General features: G+C 63.6%; 10 protein-coding genes. 6 read left to right on the top strand and 4 right to left on the bottom strand.

Going from position 1 to position 12,905, the window contains the following annotated elements; translation table 11 throughout:
* Positions 1 to 82: 82 nt before the first annotated feature.
* The 3 genes from NKI97_RS05575 to NKI97_RS05565 form a co-directional block, all read right to left on the bottom strand.
* On the bottom strand, positions 83 to 1,213 hold the full coding sequence (locus NKI97_RS05575) for a patatin-like phospholipase family protein (protein ID WP_352613559.1): 1,131 nt from the start codon (positions 1,211 to 1,213) through the stop codon (positions 83 to 85).
* A gap of 26 nt (positions 1,214 to 1,239) precedes the next feature.
* Positions 1,240 to 2,022, bottom strand: coding sequence for a 3-hydroxybutyrate dehydrogenase (locus NKI97_RS05570; protein ID WP_352833014.1), 783 nt, complete (start codon positions 2,020 to 2,022; stop codon positions 1,240 to 1,242).
* A gap of 200 nt (positions 2,023 to 2,222) precedes the next feature.
* Complete coding sequence (locus NKI97_RS05565; RefSeq protein WP_352833012.1) at positions 2,223 to 3,311, bottom strand: citrate synthase/methylcitrate synthase; 1,089 nt, start codon at positions 3,309 to 3,311, stop codon at positions 2,223 to 2,225.
* Positions 3,312 to 3,403: 92 nt separating this feature from the next.
* Here NKI97_RS05565 and NKI97_RS05560 point away from each other — a divergent pair, with 92 nt between their 5' ends.
* Complete coding sequence (locus tag NKI97_RS05560; RefSeq protein WP_352833009.1) at positions 3,404 to 4,552, top strand: citrate/2-methylcitrate synthase; 1,149 nt, start codon at positions 3,404 to 3,406, stop codon at positions 4,550 to 4,552.
* 66 nt (positions 4,553 to 4,618) lie between these two features.
* On the opposite strand, the gene phaR is transcribed toward NKI97_RS05560, so the two are convergent.
* Positions 4,619 to 5,227 (bottom strand): polyhydroxyalkanoate synthesis repressor PhaR, encoded by a 609-nt coding sequence (phaR, locus tag NKI97_RS05555; protein WP_023678449.1) that lies wholly within the window; start codon positions 5,225 to 5,227, stop codon positions 4,619 to 4,621.
* A gap of 278 nt (positions 5,228 to 5,505) precedes the next feature.
* Here phaR and NKI97_RS05550 point away from each other — a divergent pair, with 278 nt between their 5' ends.
* The 5 genes from NKI97_RS05550 to fdxA all read left to right on the top strand — a co-directional run bounded on the left by NKI97_RS05550 (position 5,506) and on the right by fdxA (position 12,544).
* On the top strand, positions 5,506 to 6,690 hold the full coding sequence (locus NKI97_RS05550; RefSeq protein ID WP_352833007.1) for an acetyl-CoA C-acetyltransferase: 1,185 nt from the start codon (positions 5,506 to 5,508) through the stop codon (positions 6,688 to 6,690).
* Positions 6,691 to 6,793: 103 nt separating this feature from the next.
* Entirely contained in the window at positions 6,794 to 7,519 is a 726-nt protein-coding gene (gene phbB, locus NKI97_RS05545; RefSeq protein WP_352452509.1) for an acetoacetyl-CoA reductase, read from the top strand.
* A 731-nt stretch (positions 7,520 to 8,250) separates the two neighbouring features.
* On the top strand, positions 8,251 to 11,658 hold the full coding sequence (locus tag NKI97_RS05540; RefSeq protein WP_352833004.1) for a helicase-related protein: 3,408 nt from the start codon (positions 8,251 to 8,253) through the stop codon (positions 11,656 to 11,658).
* A gap of 12 nt (positions 11,659 to 11,670) precedes the next feature.
* Complete coding sequence (locus tag NKI97_RS05535; protein WP_352833001.1) at positions 11,671 to 12,057, top strand: RNA-binding S4 domain-containing protein; 387 nt, start codon at positions 11,671 to 11,673, stop codon at positions 12,055 to 12,057.
* 148 nt (positions 12,058 to 12,205) lie between these two features.
* On the top strand, positions 12,206 to 12,544 hold the full coding sequence (fdxA, locus tag NKI97_RS05530) for a ferredoxin FdxA (protein WP_352452512.1): 339 nt from the start codon (positions 12,206 to 12,208) through the stop codon (positions 12,542 to 12,544).
* Positions 12,545 to 12,905: the final 361 nt, after the last annotated feature.

Raw genomic sequence — 12,905 nt, 5'->3', positions numbered from 1 at the left:
CCTCGTTGAAACGATCGAGGCAACCGAATGCAACAACTACTTCGCAAACGCCGGCTACGCTTCCATCAAAACGTGAAAGGCTCTAGGCCGGACGGCGGGCAGCCTCGGGCTGCTTGCGCGCCGCAAGAAATTCCTTGACCCGCCGGCCCGGCGCCGGCCCGCGCACCGGCTTCAGGCCGTCGTCGAGTTCGCCGGACAGATCGATCGTCGGCCGCTTGCCGACGGCGTCGTAATTTTCTTCCAGCCAGTCACTGGCTGCGGTGCGGCCGAGGTCGCGCAGATAGGCAAGGAACGCCCATTCGGCATTGACCTTGGACGATGCCGACAGATCCTTGAACGCTTCGTCGGCATCGATGCGGTGCATGCGGATGTCGCGATATTCGCCGTGCGGCAATCGGCCGGCGGCGATCAGTTCCTTGACGAAGGCGATCGAGCGGAATTCGCGCAACAGCCCGGCATTGAAGGTAATCTCGTCGATGCGGTTCTGGATCTCATTGGCGCTCTTCGGCGTCCCCTCGCGGACCACCGGATTGATCTGCACCAAAAGCACGTCCTCGGTGGCCGCCGTCTTGAAGAACGGGAACAGTGCCGGGTTGCCGCCATAACCGCCATCCCAATAGGGCACGCCCTTGATCTCGACGGCACGGAACAATTGCGGCAAGCAGGCCGACGCCATCACCGTGTCGAGGTCGATCTCGCCGTCCGAGAAGACCCGCAACTGGCCGGTCTCGACATTGGTAGCGGAAATGAACAGTTCAATCGACTTGCAGGCGCGCACATTGTCGAAATCGATCTCACGTTCGACCACGTCGCGCAGCGGATTGATGGCAAGCGGATTGGCGACATAGGGCGAAAATACCCGAGACATCGTATCGAACAGGAAATAGCCGGGCGTGTTCTCGATCGACCAATTGCCCCAGGCGACGTCCCAAGGCATGCGCTGTACCGGGCTGAAGCGGCCCTTTGCCGCCACCGCACGCCAGAAATCGTCGAGCTTCCGCCGCGCGCCCTCGACACCGCCGCGGACAAAGCCGTCGGCGAGCGCCACGGCATTCATGGCGCCGGCGCTGGTGCCCGAAACCGCCGTTATGTCGAGGCGCCCGTCCTCGAGCAGCCGATCGAGCACGCCCCAGGAAAACGCCCCGTGCGAACCGCCGCCTTGCAGCGCGACATTGATCTTCTTTGGCTCTTCCGCCTTGCCATTTTTCGGCATGGCGTGGCCCTTGACCGCTGGAAGGCTCACTGAGCGGTCCAGCCGCCATCGACAGAGATGTGCGCGCCGTTGATCTGCGCCGCCGCATCCGAGCATAGGAACACCGCGGCCGCCGCAACCTGCTCGACGGTGACGAACTCCTTGGTCGGTTGCTTTTCGAGCATGACCTCACGGACCACCGTCTCGCGGTCCATCTTGTTGGCCTTCATCTGGTCGGGGATCTGCGCCTCGACCAGCGGCGTCAACACATAGCCCGGACAAATGGCATTGCAGGTGATCTTGTCGCGCGCCAGCTCCAGGGCGACAGTCTTGGTCAAGCCCATAATGCCATGCTTGGCCGAGACATAGGCCGACTTGAACGGCGAGGCGACTAGGCCGTGGGCCGAGGCGACGTTGACGATCCGGCCGCCACCGGCCTGTTTCATCAACGGGATGGCGGCTGCGATGGTGTGGAAGGCCGATGACAGGTTGATGGCGATGATCGTATCCCATTTCTCGATCGGGAAGCTTTCGACCGGCGCGACATGCTGGATGCCGGCGTTGTTGACCAGGATGTCGACCGAGCCGAATGCCTCGGCTGCCTTCGCCACCAAAGTCCGGCACTCGGCCGGCTTCGACATGTCGGCCTTGACGTAGACGGTCTTCACCTGGTGGTGCTTCGCGATTGCGTCGGCGATGGCGTGATCGTCGGCGGTGTCGGAAAAGGAATTGACGACGACGTTGCAGCCTTCGGCCGCGAGCGCGTGGGCAATGGCCAGGCCGATGCCCGAGGTGGAACCGGTGATGATGGCGGTTTTTCTGGCGGTCAAGGCGGCTTTATTCCTTTCGAGGCGGGCTCCCGTGAACCATGCTGCACTGCAGCATATAGGCTCTCTGTCATCCAAGAACAGCGGATGTGTGGAGCAATGACATGAAATTTTTGTCATGTAGACCTCTCTCGTCCCGATGAGAGAGGTGTCCGGCACCGGCTGTTGCGACCGGTTTTCGCAAGTACGCGAGGGAAAAATCCTCAGGCGACGAGGTCTGGGACCGGCCCGATATAGCGCGACTGCGGCCGGATCAGCCGTCCGCTCGTCTGCTGCTCGCGCGCATGGGCAATCCAGCCGGCGACGCGCCCGGCAGCAAAGACGTTGGTGAACGCCTCTTTCGGAAAGCCCGCCGCTTCCAGCAGGAGCGCTGTGAAGAACTCGACATTGGTCTGGAGCGAGCGCGACGGCTTGGCGATGCGGAGCACTTCGAGCGCCGCTTGCTCCACGCTTTCGGCAAACGCCAGCCGGTGGCCGGCTTCGCCCTTGGCGCCGAGTTGCCGCACCACCGCTTTCAGCACGTCGGCACGCGGATCTCGCACGCGGTAGATGCGATGCCCGAAGCCCATGATGCGGCGGCCACGCGCGATCTCGCCACGCAGCCAGCCGGCGGCGTCGCCATGCGCCTCGATCGCATCCAGCATCTCGATCACCGGACCTGGCGCGCCGCCATGCAGCGGCCCCTTGAGCGCTCCGAGCCCGGCCAGCACCGCCGAAGTAAGCCCGGCCTGCGTCGAGGCGACCACGCGCGTGGCGAAAGTCGATGCGTTGAGGCCGTGGTCGCTAACCGTCACGAGATAGGCATCGAGCGCCTTCGCCAATTTAGGCGAGGCCGCAATGCCGGTCAGCATCCGCAGCATGTCGGCGGCATAATCGGCCTTGCTATCGGGCGCAATCGGGCTGTCGCCGCGCTGCAGGCGCAGCAAGGCCGGCGTCAGCACGGCAGGTGCCGCAACCAGCCGCAGCGCGTCCGACAATTTGTCACCATCCGGCAGCAGGGCAATACCGGCGCGCATCGCGCTGTAGATATCGACGGATGCGAGAAACGGCAGCAAGGGTGTGATCTGCTCGAAAACTTCGCTGCGCGCCCGACCGATCGCGTTCGCCAGCTCCCTGCCGTCGGGAAGATCGTCGAAAAAGCCGTCGAACAGCAGATGAACCACCTCGGCGTATTTCCAGTGGCCTGCCAGTTCGGGCAACGAATGGCCCCGGATGGTCAGGCGGCCACCAAGACCGTCAACATCGGAGAGCACCGTTTCCGCCGCCACCACATCATCGAGCCCATTCGCCATTGGTTTTCTCCTTGACCCTTTCCGGGTGGAAGATAAGGGTTGGTGACTCGACCATCAATCTTGATCAACTGAATCAATATGCCAAGGCTGACATGACGGAGTGGCTGACGCGGGACGAAGCCCTGGAGCGTCTCAAGGTGCGAGCCCAGACCCTCTATGCCTATGTCAGCCGCGGACGCATCGGCGTGCGGCCGGACCGGGCGGATCCACGCCGCAGCCAGTATCGCGCCGACGACATCGCGGCGCTGGCGAGCCGCCGGGCTCGTGGCCGAAATCCCCAGGCAATCGCCGAAAGTGCAATTGCCTGGGGTGAGCCGGCGATCGCCACCACGATCTCGACCGTTTTGCATGGCCGCCTTGTCTATCGCGGCCAGGATGCGGTTGCTCTCTGCGAGGCTGCCACGCTGGAGCAGACGGCAAACCTGCTTTGGGCATCTGACGCACCAGTGTCGTTCGTCTCGGCTAGCCGCCATGGCAACGGCGCAACTGGCCGGCCGGCTGCCTTCGCGGAATTGGCCGCGTTGGCGGCCAACGGCCGGCCTTCGCTCGGCCGAAGATCGGCTTCGCTCAACCACGATGCGGCCGGCGCCATCGCCGCTTTGGCCCAGGCGCTCGGCGCGATTCCCGGAACTGGTGCCGTGCACGAAAGACTGGCGCAGGGCTGGTCCCTCGATGCGGCCGGCGCAGACTTGATCCGCCGCTCACTGGTACTGTTGGCCGATCACGAATTGAACGCATCGACCTTCGCCGCACGGGTCGCCGCGTCCACCGGCGCACCTGTTTCGGCCTGCCTGCTTGCCGGCCTCGCCACGCTCTCCGGGCCGCGTCATGGCGGCGCCGCGGAGGCGGTCATGATGCTGGCGGAAGATGCGCAGAGATTGGGGCCGGATGCGGCTGTCGGACGCTGGCTCGGTCACGACAGGCCGCTGCCCGGATTTGGCCATCCGCTTTATCCCGACGGCGATCCGCGTGCGGAACCGTTGCTGGCCGCGATAGATGTCGATGATGGGCTGTTACGGCTTTGCGATGCGGCCTTTGCGGCAACGGGCATGCGCCCGAACGTCGATTTCGCTTTGGCCGCGCTGACGCGCAGCCTCCGTTTGCCGTCCGATGCGCCGTTCCGCCTGTTCGCGCTCGGCCGCAGCGTCGGCTGGGCCGCGCATGCCGTGGAGCAGGTGACAAGCAACGGCCTGATCCGGCCACGCGCCCGCTACCAGGGGCCGCTGCCGGAGCAGCTCTAGCCGCGCTGTTTGCGAAGTCTCAGCGGCACCTGAGCGAAGGTTCGACGCGGCGCCTCGCCCCGGCAATCACGACATGGTGTCGAGCTTGCGCTGCATCGCGGCGATCTGCTCCTTCAGCTCCTGAAGGTCGTCGGGTTTTTCCGGCGTTTCCTTCCTGGCCGGTTCGGCCGGCGCTGCTGCCGGCGCCGAGCCCGCGGGCGGGAACGGCGTGAACAGCCGCATGGCGTTCTGGAACATTTCCATGTTGCGCCGCGTCTGCTCCTCCAGCACCTTGATTGGTGTCGCGATCTTCATCATGTCCATCGGCGACTTGCCGAGCGCATCTTTCATCTGCTCGCGAAAGCGTTCCTGCTCCTTAGAGAAGGCCAGCATCGACTGCTCGAGAAAGCTCGGCACGATCATCTGCATCTGGTCGCCGTAATAGGCGATGAGCTGACGCAGGAACGGGATCGGCAGCATGTTCTGCCCGTCCTTGTTCTCCAGCTCGAAGATGATCTGGGTCAGTACCGGATGCGTGATGTCGTCACCGGTCTTGGCGTCCTGGACAGTAAAGTCCTCGCCTCTTTTGACCATTTCAGCGAGATCCTCGAGCGTCACATAGGTGCTGGTGCCCGTATTGTAGAGACGGCGATTGGCATATTTCTTGATAACAATAGGTTCGTCTTTTGCGGCCATCTGCATCCTCCCCGGACACCGGGCAGCTTAAGTAAGCCGCCGGTAACGATTGCGCCTTTTTAAAGGATATGCGCAAAAGCGTCATGAATCCAAGCAGTTTGTGCAGTGCGGGAACATTTTATGCTGCGCAGCACGGACGGGCCGCCGTTGCAGCGACGGGCGGCATGCTTGCGGCAGTGGGACGCCATGCCCATTTCGGGTTTGACTCGGGTTGTGGAAAGGGCAAGAAAAGTCCCCGACGGCACCCGAAATCGTTCCCCGAAAGCCTGGAGAAGAACATGTCCGCTTCCAACGCCATCGTTGTCGCCAGTGCAGCGCGCACGCCCGTCGGCTCCTTCAACGGCGCCTTCGCCAACACCCCAGCCCATGAATTGGGTGCCGTCGCCGTCAGGGAAGCGCTGGTCCGTGCCGGCGTCGACGGCAAGGAGGTGGACGAGGTCATTCTCGGCCAGATTCTGACCGCGGCTCAAGGGCAGAACCCGGCGCGGCAGGCGGCAATGGCTGCCGGCGTACCGCAGGAGGCGACCTCCTGGGTCCTGAACCAGCTCTGCGGCTCCGGCTTGCGCGCCATCGCGCTCGGCATGCAGCAGATCGCCCAGGGCGACGCGAGGATCATCGTTGCCGGCGGCCAGGAATCGATGTCGATGGCTCCGCATGCGCAACATCTACGCGGTGGCGTCAAGATGGGCGATTTCAAACTGATCGACACCATGATCAAGGACGGCCTGACCGATGCCTTCTATGGCTATCATATGGGCAACACCGCTGAGAACGTCGCCCGCCAGTTCCAGATCACCCGCGACGACCAGGACCAGTTCGCACTGGCTTCCCAGAACAAGGCCGAGGCCTCGCAGAAAGCCGGGAAATTCAAGGACGAGATCGTTGCCTTTACAGTCAAGGGCAGGAAGGGCGACACCGTAGTCGACCAGGATGAATACATCCGCCACGGCGCGACAATCGATGCCATGACCAAGCTCAAGCCGGCGTTCGACAAGGAAGGCACGGTGACGGCAGCCAATGCTTCCGGCATCAACGACGGCGCCGCCGCCGTGGTGCTGATGACCGAAGCGGAAGCCGCAAGGCGCGGCATCACACCGCTGGTGCGCATCGTTTCCTGGGCGACCGCCGGTGTCGACCCGCAGATCATGGGGACGGGACCGATCCCCTCCTCGCGCAAGGCGCTGGCCAAGGCCGGCTGGTCGGTTGGCGACCTCGATCTGGTCGAAGCCAACGAGGCCTTTGCCGCGCAGGCCTGCGCCGTCAACAAGGACATGGGCTGGAATCCGGCCATCGTCAACGTCAATGGCGGCGCCATCGCCATCGGCCATCCGGTCGGCGCCTCGGGCGCCCGCATCTTCAACACGCTGGTCTACGAGATGCGCCGCAGAAGTGCCAAGAAAGGCCTTGCCACGCTGTGCATCGGCGGCGGCATGGGTGTTGCCATGTGCGTGGAAGCATTGTGATGAGATAAGCGATACGAATAGGATGCTGGCGCAAAGCGAGTAGGGAAAGAGGGCAAACCCCACCGCTTCAACGCTCAGTCATCTGCATTTCCCGGGAGGACATATGACAAAGGTTGCAATCGTCACAGGCGGGTCGCGCGGCATCGGCGCGGCGATATCGGTCGCCTTGAAAAGCGCCGGCTATTCGGTCGCCGCAAACTACGCCGGCAATGAAGAAGCGGCCGCAAAGTTCAAGGCCGCGACCGGCATCCCGGTCTATAGATGGTCCGTCGCCGACTACGAGGCCTGCGCCGCCGGCATCAAACAGATCGAAGCCGATCTCGGTCCCGTCTCGGTGCTGGTCAACAATGCCGGCATCACTCGCGACGCGATGTTCCACAAGATGACGCGCGAGCAATGGAAAGAGGTCCTCGACACCAACCTTTCCGGCGTCTTCAACATGACGCATCCGTTGTGGGGCGGCATGCGCGATCGTAAGTTCGGTCGCATCATCACCATCTCCTCGATCAACGGTCAGAAAGGCCAGGTCGGCCAGGTTAATTATTCGGCCTCGAAGGCCGGCGATATCGGCTTCACCAAGGCACTGGCCCAGGAAGGCGCGCGCGCCGGCATCACCGTCAACGTCATTTGCCCCGGCTACATCGCCACCGAGATGGTCAAGGCAATGGACGAGAAGGTCCTCAACGAGCGCGTCATCCCGCACATCCCGGTCGGCCGTCTCGGCGAGCCGGAGGAGATCGCGCGCTGCGTCGTCTTCCTCGCTTCCGACGATGCCGGTTTCATCACCGGCTCGACCATATCAGCCAATGGCGGCCAGTACGTCGCCTGATCGTTTGTCTTTACGTTGAGACAGATCCTCGCTTGGACGAACGGGCCTGCAAAACGGCCCGTTTCTATAGCGGTCTTCCCGTTGCAAGATCTCGATGCAGCACGCTGCCCCAATCCGGCACGCAAAGGTTAACGGCAAACTCGCAGCTTGTGCAAAAGCCGCCCGGCAGCCTGTGGATTCTCGGTGGAAAAGCTGTTCACGACACAACATGTTGCGGTGAACAAACCAAGAAACTTCAGCTATCGCTGATTCGTCGCCGATTCGTTCCGGCTTTGAGCGGAGCGTTAACGGCGAGAGCTGAAAACACCCGCGAAATGATTAAAGCGCATTAGGAAACATCAATAATTTCATAATATTGTGCGAAGCAGGTTGGCCAGCCACGACCATTCACCGGCAAAGGTTAACCGCAGTGCTCGCTTGGATGCCGCTTGCATAAATCGGGCCAGTTTCCGTGATTCAGCATGTGGTGAGGTATGCCGACAGAAAACCCAGATGTAGCCGTGAACAAACCCTGAATCAGCGCGAGTCAGTGATTCGTCGCTGATTCGTTCCAGACTCGTTCCAACTGTTAATCGGGAACAGATTTTCTGGCTTCGAACCAACCAATCGGCCTGCCCTCGGCATATTCCGCTTTCGCTTCGCGCCCGAAATCCCTATGTGTCGCCTGTCATACGCGGCCAATATGGGCGCGCTCCCGACAATGCGAGGCAGAGAGCCTTATTTCCAGGCCGATGAACATCCATCCGAAACATACTGAACCGCTGATCCTGTCGGGTCGAGACGTGACGGCCGTGCTCGGCCCGACCAACACCGGCAAGACCCATCTCGCCATCGAACGCATGGTGGCGCACGAAAGCGGCGTCATCGGCCTGCCGCTCAGGCTGCTTGCCCGCGAGGTCTATACGCGCGTCTGCGAGAAGGTCGGCGCCCATAAGGTGGCGCTCATCACCGGCGAGGAAAAGATCCAGCCGGCGGGCGCGAAATACTCGGTCTGCACCGTGGAAGCGATGCCGCGCGAGACCGACGCCGCCTTCGTTGCCATCGACGAGGTCCAGCTCGCCGGCGATCTCGAACGCGGCCACATCTTCACCGATCGCATCCTGCATCTGCGCGGCCGCCAGGAGACGCTGCTGCTGGGCGCGGCCACCATGCACGGCATTCTGCAGCGCCTGCTGCGGGGCGTGTCGGTGGTGACGCGACCACGCCTCTCGCATCTTGCCTATGTCGGTTCGAAGAAGCTGACCCGCCTGCCGCGGCGCACGGCGATCGTCGCCTTCTCGGCCGACGAGGTCTATGCCATCGCCGAGCTGATCCGCCGCCAGCAGGGCGGTGCCGCCGTCGTGCTCGGCGCACTCAGCCCGCGCACCCGCAACGCCCAGGTGGCGCTGTTCCAGTCGGGCGACGTCGACTACCTCGTCGCCACCGACGCCATCGGCATGGGCCTCAACCTCGACCTCGACCACGTCGCCTTCGCCCAGAACCGCAAATTCGACGGCTACCAGTACCGCAACCTGACGGCGGCCGAGCTCGGCCAGATTGCCGGCCGCGCCGGCCGGCATCTGCGCGACGGCACCTTCGGCGTCACCGGCCAGGTCGATCCGCTGGATGATGAACTGGTCAACAAAATCGAGGCGCATGATTTCGACCCGGTGAAAGTACTGCAGTGGCGCACCGCGCATTTCGATTTCGCCAACCTTGATGCGCTGAAGCGCTCGATTGAGACCAACGCTCCGGTCGAAGGCCTGACGCGCGCGCTGCCGGCAGTAGACGCGCAGGCGCTCGAGCATCTGTCGCGCGACGAGGACGTGCGGGCACTCACCACCGATGCCAGGCGCGTGGCGCTGCTGTGGGAAGCCTGCGCGCTGCCCGACTACAGGAAGATCGCGCCGGCCCAGCACGCCGACTTGATTGCCTCCATTTACATGGACCTTGCCAGGCACGGCCATGTCGACGAGAACTACATGGCCGAGCAGGTGCGCCGTGCCGACACAACCGAAGGCGACATCGACACGCTGTCGCACAGGATTGCCCAGATCCGCACATGGACCTTCGTTTCCAACCGGCCCGGCTGGCTGGCCGATCGGGCACACTGGCAGGAAAAGACGCGCGAAATCGAAGACAGATTGTCGGATGCGCTGCATGAGCGGTTGACGAAACGTTTTGTAGACCGCAGGACTTCCGTCCTCATGCGGCGCCTTAGAGAAAACACGATGCCTGAAGCCGAAATCAGCCCAACCGGAACCGTCCTCGTCGAAGGCCATCACGTCGGCGAGTTGCAAGGTTTCCGCTTCACCGCCGACCAGAGCGCCGGCGGCGAAGACGCCAAGGCGGTGCGGGCGGCGGCGCAGAAGGCGCTTGCCGCCGAGTTCGAGGCGCGGGCCGAGCGCTTCGGCGCCTCGGCCAATGGCGACATCGCGCTGGGTTCGGATGGCACGCTGCGCTGGATCGGCGCGCCGATCGGCACGCTGGTCGCCGGCGAAGACGCTTTGAAGCCGCGTCTGGTTCTGCTGGCCGACGAGCAACTCACCGGCCCGGCACGCGACAAGGTTGCGGCGCGCGCCGAGCGCTTCGTAAACTTCCAGATCGAATCCCTGCTGAAGCCGCTGGTCGATCTCAAGAATGCCGAGCAGATCACCGGCATCGGCCGCGGCATCGCTTTCCAGCTTGTCGAGCATTTCGGCCTCATCAACCGTCGCGACATCGCCGACGAGATGAAGTCGCTCGACCAGGAAGGCCGCGCGGCGCTTCGCCGTCTCGGAGTGCGCTTCGGCGCCTACCATGTCTTCGTGCCGGCGCTGATCAAACCGGCGCCGGCCGGGCTGATAATGCTGCTGTGGGCGCTGAGAAACGACGGCAAGGACAAGCCCGGCTTCGGCGATGTCGTTCACGCACTGGCCTCCGGCCGCACCTCGGTGGTCATCGATCCGACCTTCGACAAGACCTTCTACAAGCTTGCCGGCTACCGCAATCTTGGCCGGCGTGCTGTACGCGTCGATATTCTCGAACGGCTGGCCGACCTGATCCGGCCGGCGACCAACTGGAAGCCGGGCCTCGGCCCTCGCCCCGACGGCGCCTATGACGGCCAGTCCTTCATGGTGACGCCGCCGATGATGTCGATTCTCGGCGCCACCGCCGACGACATGGAAGAAATCCTGAAGGGACTCGGCTATCGCGCCGATGCCAAACCGGCGGCCGAGGTCAAGGCGCGGCTGGAAGCACAGGACAATGCCGCGCGTGAAGCTGCCGCTGCAAAGCAGGCGGCGGAAGAGGCTGCGCGAGTCGAGCAGGCGAGGATGGCGGAAGCATCTGCCGCGGCAGAGCCGCCGGCGGAGGCTTCGGAACCTGTGTCGGATGCGGCTCCTGATGCGGAGGCGGCGGCCGAAGCTGTGACCGAAGCGACGGCAGAGCCTGTCGCGGAAGCTCCAGCCCCTGAAGCTGCGGCAGAAGTCACGCAAGAGACCCGGCCCGCCGCGGAGGCGACTGCTGAAGCGCCTGCGGAACCGGCGGCCGAGCCAACGGCGGAACCTGGGGCGGAAACTGAGGCTGCGGCACCGGCAGAACCGCCGGTTTCCGACACTACGGAAGCATCGCCGGCCGAACCTGCAGCGACGGCAGGAGCCGTCGCCGGCGAAGCTGCTCCAGAAGCCGAGGAGCCAAAACCCATCCTGTTATGGCGGCAGGGTCGTTTCGACCAGCGCCCGCGTCATCGCCAGCATGACAACCGCCCCCGGGACAATCATCGGGACAATCGCGCGCGCAATGGTCAAGCTGCGCCGGACAGCCGCAGCGATGCGCCGGTAGATGCCGGCGGGCAACCGACGCCGGGCGACCGGCCCGCCCGTCAGGGGCGCCACGACCAGCGCGACGGCGCCGGCAAGCCGCGCTTCGATCGCAGCAAGTTCAAGCCCAGGCCGCAAGGCGACGCGGCAGATCAGCGCGCCGGCAAGCCGCAAGGTGAACGCCCGGACCGGCGCGAAAACCGGCCCGACTGGAAGGCTGGCCGGCAGGACGGCAAAGGCGGCGCCCAAGGCGCAAAGCCGGCGTTCCAGCCAAAGCCGCGTGAGGAACGCCCGGTCCGCTTCGATCCGGACTCGCCCTTCGCCAAGCTCGCCGCGTTGCGCGACCAGCTGAAGAAGTAAGCTGCTCGTCCAATGGTCACTGATGCCCGCCAGCGCATCGACAAGTGGCTGTTCTTCTCGCGCGCGGTAAAATCGCGCACGCTGGCAGCCAAGCTGGTCGTCGCCGGACGCGTCCGCATCAATCGCGACAAAGCAGCGCAGGCCTCCGATACGGTCCGGCCGGGCGACGTTTTGACCATCACGCTGGAGCGGCGGATCTTCGTCTGGAAAGTCCTTGGCACCGGCGTACGGCGTGGCCCGGCCGAAGAGGCCCGCCTGCTCTACGAGGACGTGTCGCCGCCCCCCGCGCCCAAGGGCGAGGCGCTTCCGGATGCGGTGCCGCCGTTGCGCGAGGCCGGCAGCGGTCGCCCGACGAAGAAGGAACGCCGCCAGACCGACCACCTGCTCGGCGACGATTGAGCAAGGTCGAACGCCCGCTTTGCCGGCCTTCCGGAATTCCATTCCGGAAACCGCGGCACCGCTGGCAGGGGCCGCCCTTGCCACCGGCGGACAAAGGCGTTACCTCACCAAAAAAGCCCAACAAAATGGGACGTCCCGGAGCCGACCAATGACCTACGTCGTGACCGACAATTGCATAAAATGCAAATACATGGACTGCATCGAGGTCTGTCCGGTCGACTGCTTCTACGAAGGTGAGAACATGCTCGTCATCCACCCGGACGAGTGCATCGATTGCGGCGTCTGTGAACCGGAATGCCCGGCCGACGCGATCAAGCCCGACACCGAGTCGGGCCTCGACAAATGGCTGCAGATCAACACCGAATATGCCGACAAATGGCCCAACATCACCGCCAAGAAGGAGCCGCCGGCCGACGCTAAGAATTTCGATGGCGAAACTGGCAAGTTCGAGAAATATTTCTCCCCCGAGCCCGGCGAAGGCGACTGACGAGCCTGTCGGCTGCGGCGGCCTGACGCCGCGTAACAGCCGTGATACATTAACTGCCTTGACAGGCGACGACGGCGCGTGGCCTTCGCGCGTGCAGCAAAACCTTGATTCTTCCGACTTTTTGTGTTATATCAACCAAACATGCCGGTGACACAACGTCGATTTATGGCGCAAACGCCCCAAATCACTGAAAGGTGAATTTCTCAATCCGGACCAGAGCGATCTGGGGCAGGCGGTCGCAATGTTGCGATTTGCCGGTCTTGGCCTTTCCGGTGAGTTCATCGTTGTGTGGCTAAGGACCGGTCACCCCGGTCGCACGAGTTCGGGCCGGCACGATGCCGGTACCACAACAAGGAGTTCA

This window comes from Mesorhizobium sp. M0296 (assembly GCF_040321675.1).
Classification (GTDB): Bacteria; Pseudomonadota; Alphaproteobacteria; order Rhizobiales; family Rhizobiaceae; genus Mesorhizobium.
This window is presented reverse-complemented; position numbering and strand designations above follow the sequence as displayed.

Excerpts from the sequence above, each read along its gene's own strand:
- phaR (WP_023678449.1), bottom strand. The coding sequence starts at position 5,227 with ATGGCCGCAAAAGACGAACCTATTGTTATCAAGAAATATGCCAATCGC.
- NKI97_RS05540 (WP_352833004.1), top strand. The coding sequence starts at position 8,251 with ATGAACATCCATCCGAAACATACTGAACCGCTGATCCTGTCGGGTCGA.
- fdxA (WP_352452512.1), top strand. The coding sequence starts at position 12,206 with ATGACCTACGTCGTGACCGACAATTGCATAAAATGCAAATACATGGAC.
- phbB (WP_352452509.1), top strand. The coding sequence starts at position 6,794 with ATGACAAAGGTTGCAATCGTCACAGGCGGGTCGCGCGGCATCGGCGCG.
- NKI97_RS05560 (WP_352833009.1), top strand. The coding sequence starts at position 3,404 with ATGACGGAGTGGCTGACGCGGGACGAAGCCCTGGAGCGTCTCAAGGTG.
- NKI97_RS05535 (WP_352833001.1), top strand. The coding sequence starts at position 11,671 with ATGGTCACTGATGCCCGCCAGCGCATCGACAAGTGGCTGTTCTTCTCG.
- NKI97_RS05550 (WP_352833007.1), top strand. The coding sequence starts at position 5,506 with ATGTCCGCTTCCAACGCCATCGTTGTCGCCAGTGCAGCGCGCACGCCC.
- NKI97_RS05565 (WP_352833012.1), bottom strand. The coding sequence starts at position 3,311 with ATGGCGAATGGGCTCGATGATGTGGTGGCGGCGGAAACGGTGCTCTCC.
- NKI97_RS05575 (WP_352613559.1), bottom strand. The coding sequence starts at position 1,213 with ATGCCGAAAAATGGCAAGGCGGAAGAGCCAAAGAAGATCAATGTCGCG.